A 20,024-nucleotide genomic window follows, 5' to 3' on the forward strand; every position below is an offset into this window, starting at 1 on the left:
CCGGGCGTTCCGCTGCCGGCCGGTGGCCATTCGCCCGGCCGGTGGCCAGAATTCCGATCAATGCCCGAGCCTGTCCGCTGATCGCGCGCGGCCCGGTGCGCCGCACCCCCGAGTGAAGGACTTAGATGAGCGGAACATCGTCCCTGGACAGGCGCAACTTCCTCCGGGCCGCCGGAGGGACCGGGGTCGCGCTCGCGGCGTCGGGCGTCCTTCTCCCCCACGCGGGGGCCGAATCCGCCGCGTTCGTCCACGGCGTCGCGTCCGGTGACCCGCTCCCGGACGGCGTCGTCCTGTGGACGCGCGTGACGCCGACGCCCGAGAGCACCCCCGGATCCGGGGCCGGGCCGCGCGTGGACGTGCGCTGGGAGATGAGCCGCGACGCCTCGTTCGCGACGATCGTCCGGGACGGGGAGGCGACCGCCGGGCCGGACACCGACCACACCGTCAAGGTGGAGGCCGACGGGCTGGAGCCGGACACCTGGTACCACTACCGGTTCCGGTTCGGGTCCGCGACGTCGCCCGCCGGACGGACGCGCACGGCGCCCGCCGCGGACGCGGAGGTGGCCGGGCTGCGGCTCGGCCTCGCGTCGTGCTCGAACTACGCGGCCGGGCACTTCGCGGCGTACCGGCACGCCGCCGAGCGGGGCGACCTCGACCTGTTCGTGCACGTCGGGGACTACCTGTACGAGGGCGGCGGCGCGGGCGTCCGGGCGCACCGGCCCGCGAAGGAGATCACGACGCTCGCCGACTACCGGCAGCGGCACGCGCAGTACAAGACGGACCCGGACCTGCAGGCGCTGCACGCGGCGGTGCCGTGGATCCCGACGTGGGACGACCACGAGGTCGTCAACGACTACTGGGAGAACGGCTCCGGCGACCACGACCCGGCCACCGAGGGCGACTTCGCGGCCCGCAAGGCCGCCGGGCACCGCGCGTACTTCGAGTGGATGCCGGTGCGGCGCGGCCCGGACGGGGGGATCCACCGGCGCTACCGGTGGGGGCGGCTCGCGGACCTCACGATGCTGGACCTGCGCGGCCACCGGTCCCGGCAGGGGACGCCCGAGGACTTCGACGACCCGTCCCGCACCTTCACCGGGCGCGCGCAGATGGCCTGGCTCAAGGACGGCCTCAGCGACTCGACCGCCCAGTGGCACCTCATCGGCAACTCGGTCATGGTCACCCCGGTCTCCCTGCAAGGGCTGGTGAAGGAGGTCGTGGAACCGCTCGGCGAGCTGATCGGCGGCGGCCTCCTCGAGCAGGTCGGCCCGAACGCCGACGCCTGGGAGGGCTACCGGGCGGACCGCGACGACCTGCTCACCCATCTCCGCGACAACGGCATCACCGACACGGTCTTCCTCACCGGGGACGTGCACGTGTCGTGGGCGACCGAGGTGACCGTGGACCGCACCACCTACCCGTGGGAGCCCCCGGTGGCCACCGAGCTGGTGTGCACGTCCGTCACCAGCGCGAACCTGGACGACCTGCTGGACGTGCCGCCGCGGACGATCTCCCGGGGCGCCGAGGGCGTCCTGCACCTCAACAACCCGTACGCCCGGTTCTGCGAACTGGACAGCCACGGGTTCGTCCTCATCGACGTGACGCCGCGGCGGATGCAGGCCGACTGGTACTTCGTCAGCGACCCGACGGACCCGGACGCGACGCTCACGCACGGCGCGTCCTTCGCGAGCCGGGCCGGGACGCAGCGGCTCCACCGCGCCTTCACGCCGGTCACCTGACCCCGGACGCGGGCTCGGCGGCGGGCTCGGGGTCGGGCCGCCGGGGCGGGGGCCCGGCGGGCTCGGCGTGCAGGCGGGGCAGGCGGCGGTCGAGGAAGCCGGGCAGCCACCAGTTCGCGCGGCCCAGCAGCGACATGGCCGCCGGGACGAGGATCATCCGGACGATCGTCGCGTCGAAGACGATCGCGGTCGCGAGACCGAGGCCCAGCATCCGGACGAGCGGCGACGGGTTCGCGACGAAGCCCAGGAACACCGCCGTCATGATCAGGGCCGCCGAGGTGATCACGCGTCCGGTGCCGGCGATGCCGCGGGCGACCGACTCCGGACCGTCGCCCGTCGCGGTGTAGTGCTCGCGGATCCGCGACAGCAGGAACATCTCGTAGTCCATGGACAGGCCGAACAGGACGGCGAAGAACATCACGGGGAGCGGGGAGGCGATCAGGTACGTCTGGTCCAGGCCGAGCAGCGCCCCGCCCCAGCCCCACTGGAACACCGCGACCACGACCCCGTACGCCGCGCCGATCGACAGCAGGTTCATCACCGCCGCCTTCAGCGGGACGACGACCGACCGGAACACCAGCATGAGCAGGACGAACGACGTGGCGAGGACCGTGCCGACCAGCAGCGGGAACGTCGCGTCGAGCTGCCCGGTGAGATCGTCGGTCACGGCCGTCACGCCGGTGACGGCGACGCCGCCGGGCGCGAGGTCGCGGACGCGGTCGAGGGTCCGCGCGGTGGCGGCGTCGGCGGGCGCGGTGGCCGGGACCACCGGCAGCACGACCAGGTCGCCCGCCGGGGAGGTGCGCGGCTCGCCGACCGAGGCGATGCCCGGGTCGGCGGCGACGCGTGCGGCGAGCGCCGGGACGTCCGGCGCGCCCGTCCCGCGCGTGTCCGCGACGATCAGCAGCGGGCCGTTGACCCCCGGGCCGAACCCCTCGGCGAGCAGGTCGTAGGCGCGGCGGTGGCTCGCGCTCGACGTGTCGTCGCCCGCGTCGGGGAAGCCCGTCTCCATCCGCAGCGCCGGGGCCGCCAGCAGGAGCAGCAGGCCCGTCGCGGCGATCAGGTACGGCCAGGGACGGGCGGAGACGTGGTGCGCGAACCGCCACCACGCCGTGTCCTCGTCTCGCTTCGCGGGACGGCGGCGCAGCCGGCCCGCGTCGATCCGGCGGCCGAGCAGCGACAGCAGCGCGGGCAGCAGGGTGAGCGAGGTCGCTACGGCGAACAGCACGACCAGCGCGGCGGCCAGACCGGCGGAGGCGATCATGCCGAGGCCGGTCAGCGTCAGCGCGGCCATCGACACGACGACGGCGCCGCCCGCGAACAGGACCGCCGCGCCCGCCGTGCCCATCGCGCCCGACAGCGCGGCGCGGTCGTCCAGGCCCCGGGCCCGGTTCTCGCGGTAGCGGACCACGATGAACAGCGCGTAGTCGATGCCGACGCCGAGCCCCAGCATCGCGCCGATCGCCGGGGCCGAGCCCGTCACGTCCATCGCCCCGGCGAGCACGACGACGGCGGCCATGCCGAGCGCGACCGTCACCAGGGCCAGCGCGACCGGGAGCAGCGCGGCGACGAGCGAGCCCAGCGCGACGCACAGGACGATCAGCGCCACCGGCACCCCGAGCACCTCGGCACCCGACGTCGCGGCGTCGTAGTTGATGAACACCGCCTCGCCGCCGAGCTCCGCCGTGACGCCCGCGTCCGCCAGGGGACCGAGCGCGTCGGCCACCGCCGCGATCGGCTCGTCCGCCACCTCGGTCGACGGGGTGTCGAAGGTGATCTCCGCGAAGCCGATGCGGCCGTCCGGCGACACCGTCCCCGCGTCGAACGGCCCCGCGACGGCCTTCACGTGCTCCACGCCCGCGATCCGCGCGACGGCCGCGTCGACCGCGGGCCGGTGGGCGTCGAGGCGCCGACCGTCCGGGACGGCGAACACGGCGCGGGCGCTGCCGTCGGCCGCCTCGGGGAAACGCTCCTCGAGCAGCTCCATCGCCCGCTCGCTCTGGCTTCCGGGGGCGGTCAGGTCGTCGGCGAACGCGCCCCCGGCGGTGCCCGCCAGGGCGACGACGGCGGCGGCGAGGGCCGCCCAGACCGCGATCGTCCTCCAGGGTCTGCGGGCGCTCGCGTCCCCGATGCGGCGGATGAGGCGATGCATGGTGCTCCTTCGGGCCGGTTGCGGCGTCCGTTCAACCGTCCCCGAGCGGGACCGCGCCGTCGCCCGCCCCCGGACGGGACGGCCCTCCGCCGCGCGGCGGGACCCGTGGGCCCGCCGGCACCCCCGTCCCCCGCCGCGCGGCGGAGCCCGCATCCGCCGCGCGGCGGATGACCGGCCGTCCCGTCCGGCTTACGGTTGGCGCGAGCCCCCGCCGACGAACGAAGGGGAGCGATCGTGAACAGCACCGCGACACCGGCCTTCCGCGGGCCGTTCGCGCGCGCACCCCGCACCGCGGACGCCGTCCTGGCCGTCGCGGTCTACCTCACGGCGGTGCTGGTCCTGGACGGGCCCGGGGACACGCTGGTCCTCCGCGGCCCCGGCGAGGTCCCGATCATCGAGCTGGTGGTGTTCGCGGTGACCGGCGGGGCGCTGTACCGGCGGCGGCACGAGCCGCTCGCCGTCCTCGCCGTCGTCCTCGCCGGATGGGCCGTCCTGCTCGTCAGCGACCGGACGCTCACCGGGCTCCCCGCGATGATCGCCCTCTACAGCGCGGGCAAGTACTCCGCCGACGACCCGTGGGGGCCGCTCGGCGTCGCCGCCACCGTCGTCCTGCTCGCCGTCGACTCCCCGTCCGAACCCGCCGTCTGGTGGCAGGAGGTCATCCTGGGCGGCGCCGTGATGTACGTCGCCTGGTACGTCGGGCGGCGGCTGCGGCTGCGCGCCGAGCGCGCCGCCCGCCTGCTCCGCGAACGCGCCGCCGAGTCCCGCCGGATCGTCATCGAGGAACGCACCCGCATCGCCCGCGAGCTGCACGACGTCGTCGCGCACCGGGTCAGCCTCATGACCGTCCAGGCGGGCGCCGCCAAGACCGTCGCGCCCGTCGACCCCGACGCGGCCGTCCGGGCGATGGGCGCCGTGGAGGAGGCGGGACGGCAGGCGCTGGACGAGCTGCGGCACCTCCTCGGCGTCCTGCGGCCCGACACCGACCTCGACGGCCTCGGCCCCCAGCCCGGCCTCGCCGAACTCCCCCGCCTCGTCGAGCAGCTGCGCGGCGCGGGCGTCGAGGTGGCGCTGACCACCGACGGCACGCCGTCCGACCTGCCCGCCCGCGTCGACCTGTTCGCCTACCGCATCGCGCAGGAGGCGCTCACGAACGTCCTCAAGCACGCGGGCCCCGGCACCCGCGCCGAGGTGTCGCTGCGCCGCGACGACGCGGGGATCGTCATCGCGGTGCGCGACGACGGGCGCGGCGCCGCCGCCGTGCCCGCCGCGTCCGGGCGCGGCCACGGCATCGTGGGGATGCGGGAGCGGGCGCTACTGTTGGGCGGCGCCCTCGCCGCCCGGCCCCGTCCGGACGGCGGGTTCGAGGTCGTCGCGCAGCTGCCCACCCGAGGGGACCCGTGAGCATCCGTGTCGCCCTGGTCGACGACCAGGCCCTGGTCCGCGGCGGCTTCGCCATGATCCTGCGGATGCACGACGACATCGAGGTCGTCGCCGAGGCCGGTACCGGCACCGAGGCGATCGAGGCGGCCCGCCGGCACCGGCCCGACGTCATCCTGATGGACATCCGGATGCCCGACCTCGACGGCCTGGAGGCCACCTCCCGGATCATCGGCGAGGCCGACTGGGACGTCCGGGTGCTGATCCTCACCACGTTCGACCCGGACGAGTACGTCTACCGGGCCATGCGCGCGGGCGCGAGCGGCTTCGTGCTCAAGGACATCCCGCCGGACCAGCTCCCCGCCGCCGTCCGCACCGTCGCCGACGGCGGCGCGCTGCTCGCCCCGTCCATCACCCGCCGGTTCATCGGCCGCTTCACCCGCGACCTCACCGTCAACGCGTCCGTCGCCGCCCGGCTCGGACGCCTCACCGACCGCGAACGCGAGGTGCTGGCGGCCGTCGCGCAGGGCGCCAGCAACCCGGAGATCGCCGAGCGCCTGTTCATCGGCCCCGCGACCGTCAAGTCGCACGTGTCGGGCATCCTCACCAAACTCGGCCTCCGCGACCGCGTGCAGATCGTGATCTTCGCGTACGAGAGCGGCCTCATCGAACCCGGCGACCGCGACATCGGCCACTGACCCCGCAAAACGCCGGACGGCGGGGACAACCCGGAGTGGTACGATATCTGGTACCAGATTTGGGATGGAGGCGCCGCATGTCCATTACCGCGAGCGAGGCGCGCCGCAGGCTGTTCCCCCTCATCGATGAGGTCAACGACGATGGGGCGCCCGTGGAGATCGTCGCCAAGAACAACCGCGCCTACCTGGTGTCCGCCGCCGAGTACGAGGCGCTGGAGGAGACCGCGCACCTGCTGCGCTCACCGGCCAACACGCGTCGGCTCATGACGGCCTACCAGCATGCCCTGGAAGGCCGGCACGAGATCCGTGACACCATCGACCCCGACGAGGAGCAGTGAAGCTGTCCTTCACCCCGGAAGGGTGGGAGGACTACACATCCTGGCTCTCCACCGATCGGCAGACCCTGAAGCGCATCAACCGCCTCATCGATGACGCCCTGCGCGACCCGTACGAGGGCATCGGGAAGCCCGAGCCGCTCAAGCACGCTCTCCAAGGAGCCTGGTCCCGCCGGATCACCGAAGAACACCGCCTCGTCTACCTCCCCCGTGGTGACGAGCTCATCATCCTGCAGGCTCGCTACCGCTACTGAGACGGCCGGGGGACGGTGGTGACCGCCCGCGCGACGCGGACCGGCCGTTCCATGCTCGAGGTTCAGCACGGTCCGTCGCCGACGGACGCGGTGACCGCGTGGAACGACCAGATGGCGCTGCTGCCCTGGGGGCTGTCGCGCATCCTCGGGATCACCACCCACCTCGGCGTCCCGGAGGCGCTGCCACTCTGGGTCGCCGCCACCGGCGCGGCGCTGATGCTCGGCGGCACCGCTCTGACCCTCCGCCCCGGACGCGCCGCCGGGGCGTGCTGGCGCGGAGCGTGATGGAGGGTGTCAGGCGGGTTCGGTGCCGGCGCGGAGGAGGGGGACGAGGTACGTGCGGGCGAAGGTGCGGAGGTCGTTCTCGGTCTCGAGCGGGATGCAGCTCTGCGGGTCCAGGAAGAACGACATCGCGAGGCGGACGATCAGTTCGGCGGCGGCGTCCGGGGACGCGACGGCGGACGGGCCGGGCGAGCGGCGGAACTGCTCGGCGAGGAAGTCGCGGGCGAACGCCACGAACCGGGACTCGGTGGTCAGGTAGGGCAGGACGATCTCCGGCTCGGAGCTGATCAGCCGGGCCAGCAGGGGGTTCGCGCGGGCGAGGCCGATGCCGGTGACGAAGCCCTCGACGAGGCGTTCCTCGACGGTCGGGCGGCCCTCGGCGGCGCGGACCATCGCGACCATGGCGCGGCGGCCCTCGCGGATCGCGACGGCCTGCATCAGGTCGTTCTTGCCCGCGAAGCGGCGGTAGACGGTGGCGCGGGCCAGTTCGGCGCGGCGGGCGACGCTGTCCACGTTGGTCCGGCGCAGCCCGTACGCGCCGAACTCCGCCAGGGCCGCGTCCAGGATCCGGGTGGTGAGCTCTTCGGTCTCCTCCTCCGGGCCGGACGGGGAGATCAGGTGTTCGGGTGGCGCCATGTCGCGGTCACTATAGCCGCCGGAGCCGCTGTGCCCCAGGTCACGTTGACCTTGAGAGAGACAGAGAGACATATTTTTCTATATGTATCTCTCTGTGCCGGAGGTGGCCCGGTGACGTCCGGAACGCTCCCACCCGAACTGCAGGAGTTCGATCTGTCCGGGCTGGCGTTCTGGACGCGCCCGGACGCCGATCGGCTCGAGGCGTTCCGGCGGATGCGGGAGATGGACCGGGCGGCGTTCGTCCCGATCGCGAAGCTCCCGTTCATCAAGTCCAAGCCCGGCTTCCACGCGCTGGCCCGGCACGCCGACGTCACCGAGGCCAGCCGCAGGCCCGAGCTGTTCAGCAGCGAGCCGACGGCCAACACGCTGACCGAGATGCCCGCGTGGGCGGGCCGGTTCTTCGGCTCGATGATCAACATGGACGATCCGCGGCACGCCCAGATCCGGCGGGTCGTGTCGCGGGCGTTCACCCCGAAGGTGCTGGCGCGGGCGGAGGAGGACCTCCAGCGGCGCGCGTCCCGGATCGTGGACGACATGATCGCCGAGGGGCCCGGCGACTTCGTGGCGCAGGCCGCGGCGCGGCTGCCGGTCGAGGTCATCTGCGACCTGATGGGTATCCCCGCACGGCACCACGCGATGGTGCTGAACCGGACGAACGTCATCCTCGGCTACAGCGACCCCGAGTACAACGGGATCCCCGCCGACGAGCGGTACCTGGCGGGCAAGCCGCGCAGGGTCGACCTGCTGAAGGGCTCGGTCAAGCTCGTCCGGGCGGGCAACGACCTGTTCCGCCTGGTCAAGCGGCTGGGCGAGGAGCGCAAGAAGCGTCCGGGCGAGGACCTGATCTCCAAGCTCGTCAACGCCAACGACGACGGCGAGTCGCTGACCACCCAGGAGACCGGCTCGTTCTTCATCCTGCTGGTCACGGCGGGGAACGAGACCACGCGGAACGCGATCGCGCACGCGCTGCGGCTGTTCACCGAGTTCCCCGAGCAGCGGGCGCTGCTGCTGGAGGACTTCGAGGGACGGATCGGCGGCGCCGTCGAGGAGATCGTCCGGTACTCGACGCCGGTCATCCAGTTCCGCCGCAACGTCACGCGGGACTGCGAACTGAACGGCATGCCGCTGAAGAAGGGCGACATCGCCGTCCTCATCTACACCTCGGCGAACCGGGACGAGTCGGTGTTCACCGACCCCGACGCGTTCGACATCACCCGGTCCCCGAACCCGCACGTCGGCTTCGGGGGCCCCGGCCCGCACTACTGCCTGGGCGCCCACCTGGCGCGCCGCGAGATCACCGTGATGCTGCGGGAGCTGTTCACCCGGCTGCCCGACATCCGCAGCGCCGGGGAGCCGGAGCGGCTGCTGTCCCACTTCATCAACGGCATCAAGCGCATGGACTGCGACTTCCGGACGGAGACGCCCTCATGACCCGCGAGCCGGACGGGCTCGGGCCGGGCTCGCTGACCTGGCGATTCTTCGGAGACACCCGGATGGCCCTGGTGGGCCCGCGCGCCGCCGTCCTGCAGAACATGCTCCCGGCGCTCGGCCAGGGCGTCCTCGACCACTCGGTGTTCTTCGACGAGACGTTCGCGCGGGTGAAGCGGTCCGCGGGCCCCATCCTGAACACGGTGTACGGCCTGGACCGGGCGCACGCGACGGGCACGAAGGTCCGCGACTACCACACCGACATCAAGGGGACCATGCCGGACGGGTCGCGCTACCACGCGCTCGATCCGGAGACCTACTACTGGGCGCACGCCACGTTCTTCGACAACATGCTGTACGGCGTCGAGACGTTCATCCGCCCGCTGGGCGAGGACGAGAAGCGCCGCCTCTACGAGGAGTCCAAGACCTGGTACCGCATGTACGGGGTCAGCGACCGAGCCATGCCGGAGGACTGGGAGGCGTACCAGGCGTACTGGAAGCGGATGCTCGACGACGAGATCGTCGCGCATAAGACCGCGCGGTACGGGGTGGGCTACGTGTCCAAGGGGCTGCCCAGGCCCGGAAGGGTTCCGGCGCCCGTGTGGCGTGCGGTGAGCCCGCCGCTGAACTCGGTCGCCCGGTTCGTCACGGTGGGCGGGCTGCACCCGCGCATGCGCGAGCTGCTCGGCACGCCGTGGAGCGCCGCGGACGAGCGCCGGTACCGGCGGTTCGCGTCCGGCGTCCGGAAGCTGAACCGGGTGTGGCCGCTGCTGCCCGAGGCCGTCCGGTACGTTCCGCAGGCCCGCAAGGGGTTCGCCCGCGCGCGGCGGAGGGCGCGATGACGTCCCGCCGTGACCGGCTCGCGTGGCTCGGCGCCGCGTGGCGGGCCGGGATGCTCGCGCCGATGCCGCCGCGGACGCTGGCGGCGGTGGTGCGGGCGATGCGCGCGTACGGGGCGCTCGGCGCGGCCACCGCGGTCGGCGCCGCGCGCTTCGGCGACCGGACGGCCGTGGTGGACGACCGCGGCCCCGTCGGCTACCGCGACCTGGACCGGGGCGTCAACGCGCTGGCGACGGCCTGGGCCCGGCGCGGCATCGGGCCGGACGGGCGGGTCGCCATCCTGTGCCGCAACCACCGGGGCCTGCTGCTGGCGCTCTCGGCGGCGGGCCGGCTCGGGGCCGGGATCGTCCTGCTCAACACCGACTTCGCGGCGCCGCAGCTGCGCCGCACGGTCGAGGAGCAGGGCATCACGGCCCTGGTCCACGACGCGGAGTTCGCGCCGCTGGTGGAGGGGATCGAGGTCCCGCACGGCGTCTACACCGCGTGGTCCGACGGCGGCGCCTGCGACCTGGACGAGCTGGCGGCGGGCCGGGCCCTCGCCCCGCCCGCGCCGCCGCGCGCGAGTGCGCTCGTCATCCTGAGCAGCGGCACGTCCGGGCGGCCCAAGGGCGCCATGCGCTCGTCGGCGCCGAGCGAGCCGCTGGCGCTGCCGGGCGGCATCCTCACCCGGATCCCGTTCCGGCGGAACGAGGCCGTCCTGGTCGCCCCGCCGCTGTTCCACGGGTGGGGGCTGACGTCGGCGACGCTCGCGCTGGCCCTGGGGTGCACGCTCGTCCTGCACCGCAGGTTCGACGCGGAGCGCGTCGTCGCGGACCTGGCCGAGCGGCGCTGCACGGCGCTGATCGCGGTGCCGACGATGCTGAGCCGGGTGCTGGCGGCCCCGAACCTGGACGGCCGCGACCTGTCCGCGCTGCGGATCATCGCCACCGGCGGCGGCCCGCTCTCCGCCGCCCTGACCCGCGAGGCGACGGGCGCGTTCGGCGAGGTGCTCTACAACTTCTACGGCTCCACCGAGGCGTCCTGCATCAGCATCGCCACGCCCGCCGACCTGGCCGCGGCCCCGGGATGCGCCGGGACGCCGCCGCCCGGCACCGTCGTGTCGATCCTGGACGAGGACGGACGTCCCGTCCCGCCGGGGACGGTCGGGCAGGTGCACGTGCGCAGCCCGACGCGGTTCGACGGGTACACCTCCGGGCGGGCGGTGGCGGCGGCCGGGGCGCCGCTGCCCATCGGCGACCTGGGGCACGTCGACCGGGCGGGGCGGCTGCACATCGACGGCCGCGCCGACGACATGATCGTCTCGGGTGGCGAGAACGTCCATCCCGCCGAGATCGAGGAGCTGCTCGCCGCCCATCCGGACATCGCCGAGGCCGCCGTCGTCGGCGTCCCCGACGAGGAGTTCGGGCAGCGGCTGCGCGCCTGCGTCGTGGCGGCCCCCGGGTCGTCCGGCGGGCTCGACGCCGAGCAGGTCAGGAAGCACGTCGCCGCCAACCTCGCCCGCTACAAGGTGCCCCGCGAGGTCGTGTTCCTGGACGAACTGCCCCGCACACCGACCGGCAAGGTCGTCAAGCGGAGGCTGGCCGCCGGTTCCTGACCCGAGAGGCCCCCGGCAACACCGTCGCCGGGGGCCTCTTCGGTGGTCTCGATCAGTCGTCTTCGGGCTTCGCGGGCTTGGGGATCTCCGCGGGGATCGGCTTCTCGGGGGCGTGGCCGTTCGCGGCGGGCTGCCCGGCGCCCTTGACGTTCAGGTCGCCGAGGAGCTGGCGCGCGACGCCGAGCCCGGTGCCGCCGAGGGTGAGGGCCTTGGCGAGCATGTCCTCGACGCCCTGGGCGCCGTTCAGGACGATCATGTTGTCGACGTTGCCGAACACCTCGGCGCCCGCCTCGACGATCTCCGGCCACTTCTCCGCGAGCTGCTGCGCGATGACCGCGTCGGTGTTCTCGGCGAGGGCCTCCGCGCGGGCCTTGATGGCCTCGGCCTCGGCGAGACCCTTCTGCCGGATCGCGTCCGCCTGGGCCTCACCCATGACGCGGGTGGCGTCGGCCTGGCGCTCGGCCTCCTTCTTGGCGGCGTCGGCGTAGGCGATCCGCTCGTCGCGCTGGGCGCCGGCGAGCTTGACCTGCTCGTAGGCGCGGGCGTCGGCGGGCTTGCGGATCTCGGATTCGAGGCGCTTCTCGGTGCGCTCGGCCTCCAGCTCGGCGTTGCGGGTCTCGCGGAGGATGACCTCCTGCCGGGCCTGCTGCTCGGCCTGCTTCACCTCACCGTTGTACTCGGCCTTCTTGATCTCGGTGTCGCGGATGACGGCGGCGTTCTCCCGCTCGGTCTCCTGCTCGCGGGCGGTCGCCTCCTGGTTGCGCTCGGCCTCCGCGATGCGGGCGGCGGACGAGACGCGCGCGGCGTGCGGGCGGCCGAGGTTGGTGATGTAGCCGGTCTCGTCCTCGATCTCCTGGATCTGCAGGGAGTCGACGATCAGGCCGAGCTTGCTCATCTCGTCGGCGGCGGACATGCGGGTCTCGCTGGTCATCCGCTCGCGGTTGAGGATCAGGTCCTCGACGGTGAGGTTGCCGATGATCGAGCGGAGGTGACCGGTGAACAGCTCGTGGATGGCGCCGTCCATGGACGCCTGCTGCTCCAGGAACCGGCGGGCCGCGTTGGCGATCGAGATGAGGTCGTCACCGACCTTGTAGATGACGACGCCGCGCACGTGGACGGGGATGCCCTGCTGGGTGACGCACTGGACCTCGAGGTTGCCGGCGCGGCTGTCGAGCCGCAGCCGCCGGGAGGTCTGGAAGCCGGGCAGCACCGCGGTGCCCTTACCGGTGACGATCTTGAAGCCGAGGCTGTCGAGCCCCGTCTCGGACTTCGACTTGGCGCCGAGCCCCGAGATGATCAGCGCCTCGTTCGGTTCGGCGACCTTCCAGATGAGCTTGAACAGGATGATCAGGACGATGAGTCCGACGACGACCGCACCGATGATGATGGCCATCCGTCCCCCTTCCGCGTTTAGGGGCGGCGAGCCCGCTCCCGGAGGGCTCGTCCGCGTTACGGATATGGACGCGGCGGGCGCGCGAACGGTTCAGTCATCCCGGAAGTTCCCGGCGAACCGGGGCGAAAATTCACACGATCGCCGTCTCCCGGAACGATCCAGGGGTGTCCCGGCCGTGCGAATGGCCGGAAGCGGCCTCCGACCGACCGAAAGCCCGAGGCGGCCGGAAGCAGGCGGCCGGAGGCCGGCTCAGCCGAAGGCGGGAGCGACGTAGACGGTCCGCGGGGGGTGGTGCTCGACGACGATGACGAGGGTGCCGACGGGGATCTCGTCGCGGGGGTCGACCGGATGCGCGTAGAACGCCTCGACGCCGCCGCGGATCGGGATCATCACCTCGCCGACGAGCCCCGGACCGATCTTGCCGGTCACCCGGCCCTGCCTGCCGATCAACAGTGCTCTCCGCCCGTCGCGTCCACGTTCAGGCAAGGTTATCCGCTGCGCGCGGCACGCGTCAGGGGAGGAACCGGCCGGCGTTCCCGAGCGCCGCGCGCGCGATCCGCTCGGCCTCGGCGCGGGTGGCGTTCGGGCCGACGACGCTGATCGTCGCGAGGTAGTCGCGGCCCCGGAAGACGACGTACCAGGCCTTCGTGTGCCCGGTCCCGGCGAGCGTCGTGACGCCGACCGTCCGCGAGCCCTCGCCGATGCCGCCGCGCGGCGCCTCGGCGACGCGGTGCGTGGCCCACTTCGTGCCGATCCTCGTCTTGAACTCCAGGCAGTCGGACGGGACGCGCGCGTTGACCTGCTCGTCGGCCTCGTCCGGCGGCATCCCCATCAGCGTCTGGGTCGCCGTCTGGCCGTTGCCCTTGGCGAACGTGACGAGCGCCGCGGGGACCTTCGCGGGGATGTTCCCGCCGGGGCCGCCGGCGCCCTCGGCGCAGTCGGGCTTGTCGAGGACGACGTTCTCCCGCAGGTGCGCGGCGTTGCGGATGGCGCGGAGCGTCCCGTACTCGCCGAGGTCGGGGTCGCCGGTGCGCTGGTAGCCGGTCAGCTCGGTGAGCAGCGCCTGGGAGAGCTGGTCGGAGGTGTAGCCGATGCCGGCGACCGCGACGCCGCCGTCGCCGCCCCCGGACGCCCCGGCGGGCGCGCCGCCCTCGCACGCGGACGCCGTCACGGCGGTCAGGATCGCCGCCAGGGCGAGCGGGAGGAGCCGGTGCGCCATGCCCGCGACCTTACGGGCAGGACGGGCGAAACCGGCCCGGCGACACGCCCGTCCGGCGGGTCCGGGCGGGCGGGCTCAGGCCTGGTGGTCGGCGCGCTCGTTGTAGCAGCCGGCGTAGTCCTGGCCGGAGAGCTTCTGGATCGTCTCGACGATCTCGTCGGTGATGGCGCGGCGGGCCTTGGCCGGGGAGAGGTCGTCGAGGTGGGAGAAGTCCATCGGCGGGCCGATCCGGACGGTGGGGCGCGGGCCGAAGAAGCGCGGCCAGCCGGCGCCGATCGGCTGGATCTTCTCGGTGCCCTCCAGGCCGACGGGCAGCACGCGCGCGCCGGACTCCAGGACGAGCCAGCCGATCCCGGTGCGGCCTCGGTAGAGCCGCCCGTCCTGGGAGCGGGTGCCCTCCGGGTAGACGGCGAACGCGCCGCTGTTGTCGAGCACCTCGGCGGCCTGCTCCAGGGCGCCCATCGCGGCGCGCCGGGCGCCGCGCCGGACCGGGACGTGCCCGAGGTTGGTGAGGAACCAGCGGACGAAGCTCTTCTTCAGCCCGCCGCCCTCGAAGTAGTCGGCCTTGGCGATGTAGGTCACCGGGCGCGGCACGGCGAGCGGGATGATGAAGCTGTCGATGAACGACAGGTGGTTGCTGGCGACGATCAGCGGCCCGTAGCTCGGCACGTTCTCGCCGCCCTCCACCTTGGGGCGGAAAAGCAGCCAGAGGATCGGACGCACCACGCGCGTCATGAACGTGTAGAACATCCAGCCTCCCGATTTCGCCAACGCCACTGTAACCCGCGGGTCGATCCACACCCGTGCGACCGGACCGGTTTTCTTACCCGCAGGTGGGCATGGAATGGCCTCATACCAGGTCAGGCAGGCTGCGGCGTGCGGTTTAGCGCGGCGGGAGGCGGCTTCTGTGAGATCCATCCCATTGGACGCGGCATCCAATCCGCTCCACCATTTATTACTGTAAGGTAAGTTTCTGCTGAGTAAGTTTTTGCCTCCCGCGCGGCGCGCCCGCCCCCTCCGGCCGTGTTACGGTCCGGGGGACAAGCTCGGGCGACGTGCCCCTTTCCCGGTAAGCCTTGGAATGCGGGCGTCGAGTAGGTAATGCTGAGGAGTCACCTGAGGTGGGCCCGGGGGGACCGCACCGAGCAGGGGCGTGGAGGTGACCATGGACTTCGACATCAACCTCATGCGGGACGACCGCTGCACCCTCGTCCGGGTCAAGGGCGACATCGACGTGGTGTCCCGGGAACGCTTCGAGGAGACGCTGCTCGAGGTCATCGACGCCGGCGGGCCGGTCGTCGTCGACATGCGCGAGGTCACGTTCTGCGACTCCACCGGGCTCAACGTGGTGGTCGTGGCGAACCGGCGCGCGATCGAGCGCGGCACCCGGCTGGCGCTGGTCGCGCTGCCGCCGCGCGTCGAGAAGGTCTTCAGGATCACCGGCGTGGACCGGTACGTCCCCGTGCACGACACGCTGCGCGAGGCGCTCGCCGCCATGCCGTCCTCCACGACCAGCGGCTGACGCGCGGCCCTACCGCCCGCGCCCCGCGCGGGGCGCGCGTCACGTGCAGCCCTCGAACTGCGGGACGCTCGTCGTCAGCTCGAGGCCCGAACCGCCGAACCACGCGCGCAGGAGCCGCTCCGCCGTCCCGTCCTGGTACATCCGGGTGATCGCGCGGTTCACGGCCGCGCACCCCTCCAGGTCGCCCTTGCGGACCCCGACGCCGTACTTCTCGTCGGTGAACGGGTCGTTGATGATCCGGGCCGACCGGTAGGATGCCGCGAAGCCCGCCAGGATGAGGTCGTCGGTGGAGACGGCGTCGAGGCCGCCGCGCGCCAGCGCGTTCATGCAGGCGCCGTACGTCCAGTGCGGGACGGGCACGGCCGCGACCTCGCGCTCCTCGATGACGCGGCGCCACGAGTTCGAGCCCCGCACCGCGCAGATCCGGCGGCCCGCCAGGTCGCGCACGCCGTCGATCCCCGGCAGGCCCGGCCGGACGAGCGTGTCCTGGTGGGCCACGTAGTACGGCCCGGCGAACGTGACCTCCCGCTTGCGCGCCGCGGTGATCGAGTACGTCGCGACGATCATGTCGACGCGTCCCTCCGCGAGGGCGTCCTCCCGGACGGACGAGTCGGTCGTGGTGAACTCGATCCGCTCGGGCGGCACGCCGAGCTCCCCCGCGATGTAGGTGGCGACGTCGACGTCGAACCCCTCGTACGTCCCGTCCGGGTCCTTGACGCCGAGGCCCGGCTGGTCCTCCTTGACCCCGATGACCAGCCGGTCGTTGTCGGTGATCGTGGGGCGCTCCGAACCGCCGAACCCGCAGCCGGACAGCGCCCCGGCGGCGGCGAGCGCGGCGAGCGCCGCGGCGGCGGGTCCGGTCGGGCGCACGCTCGGTCGTCCTCGTAGCATCGGACCCCCGCTCATCGGAACTCGGCGAGCCGGGGGCGGACGCCCGCGACGGCGAGCAGCGCGACCGCGGCGACGGCCACCGCCGGGACGGCCGTCCAGCCGCGCAGCCCGCCGTCGGCGGCCTCGATCGCGCCGTCGAACGCGTCCTGGTGCACGCCCGCCAGCTCGTTCAGCGCCGCGTCGTAGGCGGCGAAGTCGTGCAGGGCCCCGGCCGACCGGTCCATCCGCAGGTCGATGGCGGCGGCCCGGTCGTCGTCGGCCGCGCGCCGCCGGATCTCCGCGTCGGCCCGCTGGACCTCGAGGTAGGCCGCCAGGGCGCGGCGCAGCGCGGCGTCCTCGCGGCCCCGCCCGTCGGTGCGCGCCTCGTCGCCGAGGAAGCCGAGGAACGGGACGTCCCGCCCGGCGCCCGGCTCGTACGACGCGAGCGCGTCCTCCAGGGCGGCGTGGTAGTTCTCCAGGTTCAGCGGCCGGCCCCCCATGTCGGGGTAGACGACCGACAGCGACTTGTCGAGGTACACCTGGTCGTAGGTGTCGGCGCGGCCGGGGTCGAGCAGGTAGCGGCTCTCGTCGGCGAACGCGTTGTGGCTGACGGCGCGGGCCCGCGACAGCGCGAGGATCGAGTCGAACCCGTCCTCCTTCGCGCGCTCGATGTGCCCGGCGTTCGCGGTGAGCAGGGCGGCGCCGACGGCCGTGAGCGCGACCGTCCCGAGCGTCGCCAGGACGAGCGCGGGGTTCAGCAGGCGCCGGAACGTGCGGGCCAGGTACACCTGGAGCACGAGCAGGAGGGCCAGGGACACCGCGCCCAGCAGCAGCAGCCACGCCCTCCCGGACAGCACCGCCGACCGCTCCGTCTCGTAGGAGTGCCGGACGCGCTCCCCGCTGTCGAGCGTGATGTTGTACGCCTTCGGCAGGATCTCCAGCTTCATCAGGTCGGTCGCCTGCCGGTACGCGTCGATCACGTCCGGCGGCAGCTCGCCCGGCGGGTGCCCGGCCTGCTCGCTGAGCTGCAGCGCCCGGCCGACGAGCCGCTCGTAGCGGCCGAGACCGTCCAGGACGTCCTGGACGGTGCGGCGCAGCGCGGGGTCGCCGCCCGCGAGCTGCGCGGCCTGCACGGCCGCCGCGTCCGCCTCCGCGCGGCGCCGCTCGTAGATCCGCAGGCTCTCCGCGCGGCCGACGCCGAGGTCGTGCTCGGCGCCGATCAGCAGGACGTTCGACACCTGCGCGTCCATGTCGCTGAGCGCGAAGTACAGGGTGCCGGTGGCGACGACCTGCGGCCCCTCCTCGTGCCCGATCATCCGGACGGCGTCGCGCGCGTCGTCGAACGCGAGGGCGAGCACGGCGAGCAGCCCCGCCTGCGCGAGCAGGACGAGCGCGAGCTGCGCGCGGAGCCGGCCGGGGATCGTGCCGAGCGCGCGGGCCGTCCGGGACGGCGCCGGCGGGTGCGGCGGGGCCGCGCGCGGCCGGGCGTCCGGCGCCGCGGGCGCGTCGGGCGCGGGGGCGTCGGGCGCGGGCGCGTCCCCGTCCGGGTCCCGCGACGGCGTTCGGGTCATGGTCCGCCCTGCCTGGTCAGGGTGATCGTGGTCCAGGCTCCCACGTGGATGCGGTCGCCGTCGCCGACCGGCACGGGTGTCCTGGCCTTCAGGATCTCGACCTCGCCGTTCATCGTGGTGCCGTTCTGCGAGCCGTGGTCGGTCAGGGTCCAGGTGCCGTCGGAGCGCGCGTTCAGGACGGCGTGCAGGTGCGAGACGCCGGGGTCGGCGGGGGCCTCGCCGAGGTCGATCGCGGGCATGATGCCCCGCGACTCGCTGCGCCGCCCGATCCAGACCTCGCCGTCGCGCAGCGGGATCCTGCGCTCGGGGCAGTACGGGGGGAACTCGAGGTCCGGCGCCTGCGCGCCCAGTTCGGCGATCACCGAGTTGAAGTAGGCCCGGTCGGCGTTGATCACGGCGATCCAGCCCTGCGGGGCGCTGACGGGGTCCCGGGGGCGGGGGATGTGCGGGACGTCCCGGTGGGGCGGCGCCTGCCGCCCGGACGCGCCGCGCGCGGCGTCGCGCGGGTCCCCGAACCGTGTGCCGCAGTTCTCGCAGAACAGGGCGTCCGGGGAGCGCGCCGTCCCGCAGTTGCCGCAGAACCCGGCGGCGCCCTCGCCGAGGGCGGGCGTCGCGTCCATCGGGCGGCCGCACACGTCGCAGTACTCGGCGTCCTCGGACCGGTGACCGATCGGGCATTCCGGCATGGCCTCAGCTCCCCGCGTCTCCCGGCGGTCCCGCCTCCTCGGGCCGGCCCGCCTCGTCCGATTGGCCGGATTGATCCGGTTCGCCTCCATGATCTCCTGTCCGGCCCGGACGTGTCCGCACCGTCCGGACCGTCCGCACCGAACGGGTGTCGAGCGCCATCTCGTCCGCCTTCGCGACGCCCGGCCGCAGCCGCACCGTCCCGGGCTCGCCCTCCACGACCTCCACCACGCGGTCCAGCAGCCCCGCGATCTGCTCGTTGCCCACCTCGCGGGCCAGCACCACCGCGCGGCCCAGCCGCTTCGTCGCCGTCTCCTCGTCCCCCGCGCGGCGCGCCTCCAGCCCCTCGCGCACCGCCGCCGCCAGCTCCGACTGCCCCGTGTGGTGCGCGACCCGCCGGTTGATCCGGGTGGAGCGCGCCTCGTCGTCCGTCCACTCGGCCAGCACGTTCCCGGACGCCAGCACCGCGCCGTCCGGCGCGACCAGCTTCACGTGCGCCGCCCGCATCCGCTGCCCGACCGCGCTCGCCGGCACCCGCACGCACAGGTGGTACTCGCGCGCCTCGCTGCCCCACGCGCCGACCGGGTAGTCGCCCGTCCGCTCCCCGGACGCGACGCGGCGGCCCGTCAGGTCCTCGACCGCCGGCACCATCTGCTTGACGAACCGCAGCTCGGCGGCCTGCGGCGTCCACACGCGCAGCGCCACGTCCGCGACCCGCTTGCCCATCGCGGCGCGCGTCATCGCGAGGAAGTCGGCCTCCAGGTCGGCCGGATCGGGGACGTCGAGGAACCCGCCCAGCAGCACCGAGGTGATCCGGCGCAGCTCGGCGACCTCCCAGTCGGTGCCGACGCCGCGCGCGTCGCACACGAACCGTCCCTCGCACTGCCGCAGCGCCGCGCCCAGCTCGTCGCCGGTCTCGTGCTGGTTCTTGCCGTCGGTCAGCAGGATCGCGTGCCGCACCGCGCCGTCGTGCGCCGCCAGCAGCCGGTCCGCGAGCCGCAGCCACGAGCCGATCGCCGTCCCGCCCGCCGCGTCCAGCCGCCGGACGGCGCGCACCGCGCTCTGCCGGGTGCGCTCGTCCGCGCGCACCAGCCGCTCCCCCTGCGGGAAGACCATCCGAGGCCGGTTGGCGCCCGCGACGACCGCGAAGTGCACCCCGTCGCGCAGCGCCTCCACCGCCGCCACCGCCGCCCGCTTCGCGGCGGCCATCTTCCCGCCGAACGACATCGACCCGGACGTGTCGATGACGATCGCCTCGGCGGCCTCGGTCCCCGCGGCGGGCGGGCCGCCGCCGGGCGACCGCGCCTCCACGGACACGATCGCGTGCATGTCCCGGCCGCCCACCGGCAGGTACGGGTTCTGGTCGACGCTGATCCGGAACTCGGGAAGGTCGCTCATCGGGCGGGCTCCCTGCTGGGGGTCGGGGGGCG

General features: G+C 73.8%; 20 protein-coding genes. 10 read left to right on the forward strand and 10 right to left on the reverse strand.

Annotation, left to right across the window (positions count from 1 at the left end):
* The first annotated feature begins 125 nt into the window (after positions 1–125).
* Positions 126–1,736, forward strand: coding sequence for an alkaline phosphatase (locus F7P10_RS18495; RefSeq protein ID WP_151010477.1), 1,611 nt, complete (start codon positions 126–128; stop codon positions 1,734–1,736).
* On the opposite strand, the gene F7P10_RS18500 is transcribed toward F7P10_RS18495, so the two are convergent.
* Positions 1,729–3,888 (reverse strand): MMPL family transporter, encoded by a 2,160-nt coding sequence (locus F7P10_RS18500; protein WP_151010478.1) that lies wholly within the window; start codon positions 3,886–3,888, stop codon positions 1,729–1,731. The genes F7P10_RS18495 and F7P10_RS18500 overlap by 8 nt on opposite strands.
* A 234-nt stretch (positions 3,889–4,122) precedes the next feature.
* Here F7P10_RS18500 and F7P10_RS18505 point away from each other — a divergent pair, with 234 nt between their 5' ends.
* The 5 genes from F7P10_RS18505 to F7P10_RS18525 all read left to right on the forward strand — a co-directional run bounded on the left by F7P10_RS18505 (position 4,123) and on the right by F7P10_RS18525 (position 6,840).
* Entirely contained in the window at positions 4,123–5,292 is a 1,170-nt protein-coding gene (locus F7P10_RS18505) for a sensor histidine kinase (RefSeq protein WP_218040566.1), read from the forward strand.
* Positions 5,289–5,966, forward strand: coding sequence for a response regulator transcription factor (locus tag F7P10_RS18510; protein WP_151010479.1), 678 nt, complete (start codon positions 5,289–5,291; stop codon positions 5,964–5,966). Before F7P10_RS18505 ends, F7P10_RS18510 begins: the two co-directional genes overlap by 4 nt.
* A gap of 77 nt (positions 5,967–6,043) precedes the next feature.
* Complete coding sequence (locus F7P10_RS18515; protein WP_151010480.1) at positions 6,044–6,304, forward strand: type II toxin-antitoxin system Phd/YefM family antitoxin; 261 nt, start codon at positions 6,044–6,046, stop codon at positions 6,302–6,304.
* On the forward strand, positions 6,301–6,555 hold the full coding sequence (locus tag F7P10_RS18520) for a Txe/YoeB family addiction module toxin (RefSeq protein ID WP_151010481.1): 255 nt from the start codon (positions 6,301–6,303) through the stop codon (positions 6,553–6,555). The genes F7P10_RS18515 and F7P10_RS18520 overlap by 4 nt, the downstream gene beginning before the upstream one ends.
* A gap of 51 nt (positions 6,556–6,606) precedes the next feature.
* On the forward strand, positions 6,607–6,840 hold the full coding sequence (locus F7P10_RS18525) for a hypothetical protein (RefSeq protein WP_151010482.1): 234 nt from the start codon (positions 6,607–6,609) through the stop codon (positions 6,838–6,840).
* Positions 6,841–6,849: 9 nt separating this feature from the next.
* On the opposite strand, the gene F7P10_RS18530 is transcribed toward F7P10_RS18525, so the two are convergent.
* Entirely contained in the window at positions 6,850–7,473 is a 624-nt protein-coding gene (locus F7P10_RS18530; protein WP_176611533.1) for a TetR/AcrR family transcriptional regulator, read from the reverse strand.
* A 111-nt stretch (positions 7,474–7,584) separates the two neighbouring features.
* Here F7P10_RS18530 and F7P10_RS18535 point away from each other — a divergent pair, with 111 nt between their 5' ends.
* Genes F7P10_RS18535 through F7P10_RS18545 form a run of 3 tightly spaced genes read left to right on the forward strand, consistent with a single transcriptional unit; the run spans position 7,585 to position 11,335 of the window.
* Positions 7,585–8,904, forward strand: coding sequence for a cytochrome P450 (locus F7P10_RS18535; RefSeq protein WP_254716691.1), 1,320 nt, complete (start codon positions 7,585–7,587; stop codon positions 8,902–8,904).
* Positions 8,901–9,743, forward strand: a complete 843-nt coding sequence (locus F7P10_RS18540; RefSeq protein WP_151010484.1) for an oxygenase MpaB family protein — start codon at positions 8,901–8,903, stop codon at positions 9,741–9,743. Before F7P10_RS18535 ends, F7P10_RS18540 begins: the two co-directional genes overlap by 4 nt.
* On the forward strand, positions 9,740–11,335 hold the full coding sequence (locus F7P10_RS18545; protein WP_151010485.1) for an AMP-binding protein: 1,596 nt from the start codon (positions 9,740–9,742) through the stop codon (positions 11,333–11,335). The genes F7P10_RS18540 and F7P10_RS18545 overlap by 4 nt, the downstream gene beginning before the upstream one ends.
* Positions 11,336–11,387: 52 nt before the next feature.
* Here the strand turns inward: F7P10_RS18545 and F7P10_RS18550 are convergent, their stop codons facing one another.
* From F7P10_RS18550 to F7P10_RS18565, 4 genes are all read right to left on the reverse strand, one after another.
* Positions 11,388–12,728 (reverse strand): flotillin family protein, encoded by a 1,341-nt coding sequence (locus F7P10_RS18550; RefSeq protein ID WP_151010486.1) that lies wholly within the window; start codon positions 12,726–12,728, stop codon positions 11,388–11,390.
* Between the two features lie 249 nt (positions 12,729–12,977).
* A complete protein-coding gene (locus F7P10_RS18555; RefSeq protein WP_176611534.1) occupies positions 12,978–13,178 on the reverse strand; it encodes a hypothetical protein in 201 nt (66 codons plus the stop codon).
* A gap of 61 nt (positions 13,179–13,239) precedes the next feature.
* Positions 13,240–13,947, reverse strand: a complete 708-nt coding sequence (locus tag F7P10_RS18560; protein WP_151010487.1) for a hypothetical protein — start codon at positions 13,945–13,947, stop codon at positions 13,240–13,242.
* 75 nt (positions 13,948–14,022) lie between these two features.
* The gene (locus F7P10_RS18565; RefSeq protein WP_151010488.1) at positions 14,023–14,697 is read right to left on the reverse strand and encodes a 1-acyl-sn-glycerol-3-phosphate acyltransferase; all 675 of its coding nucleotides are present in this window, start codon (positions 14,695–14,697) and stop codon (positions 14,023–14,025) included.
* Positions 14,698–15,112: 415 nt separating this feature from the next.
* On the opposite strand from F7P10_RS18565, the gene F7P10_RS18570 reads away from it, so the two are divergent.
* On the forward strand, positions 15,113–15,469 hold the full coding sequence (locus F7P10_RS18570; RefSeq protein WP_151010489.1) for an STAS domain-containing protein: 357 nt from the start codon (positions 15,113–15,115) through the stop codon (positions 15,467–15,469).
* A 39-nt stretch (positions 15,470–15,508) separates the two neighbouring features.
* On the opposite strand, the gene F7P10_RS18575 is transcribed toward F7P10_RS18570, so the two are convergent.
* Genes F7P10_RS18575 through F7P10_RS18590 form a run of 4 tightly spaced genes read right to left on the reverse strand, consistent with a single transcriptional unit; the run spans position 15,509 to position 19,992 of the window.
* Positions 15,509–16,339 carry a glutamate ABC transporter substrate-binding protein gene (locus F7P10_RS18575; protein WP_254716692.1) on the reverse strand — a complete coding sequence of 277 codons (831 nt, stop codon included), beginning with the start codon at positions 16,337–16,339 and terminating at the stop codon, positions 15,509–15,511.
* Between the two features lie 32 nt (positions 16,340–16,371).
* Positions 16,372–17,910 carry a hypothetical protein gene (locus F7P10_RS18580; protein ID WP_254716693.1) on the reverse strand — a complete coding sequence of 513 codons (1,539 nt, stop codon included), beginning with the start codon at positions 17,908–17,910 and terminating at the stop codon, positions 16,372–16,374.
* Positions 17,907–18,596, reverse strand: coding sequence for an FHA domain-containing protein (locus F7P10_RS18585; protein WP_151010491.1), 690 nt, complete (start codon positions 18,594–18,596; stop codon positions 17,907–17,909). The genes F7P10_RS18580 and F7P10_RS18585 overlap by 4 nt, the downstream gene beginning before the upstream one ends.
* Positions 18,597–18,600: 4 nt before the next feature.
* The gene (locus F7P10_RS18590) at positions 18,601–19,992 is read right to left on the reverse strand and encodes a VWA domain-containing protein (protein ID WP_151010492.1); all 1,392 of its coding nucleotides are present in this window, start codon (positions 19,990–19,992) and stop codon (positions 18,601–18,603) included.
* Between the last annotated feature and the right edge of the window lie 32 nt (positions 19,993–20,024).

Origin of the sequence: Actinomadura sp. WMMB 499, from assembly GCF_008824145.1 — a bacterium.
Lineage (GTDB): Bacteria > Actinomycetota > Actinomycetes > Streptosporangiales > Streptosporangiaceae > Spirillospora.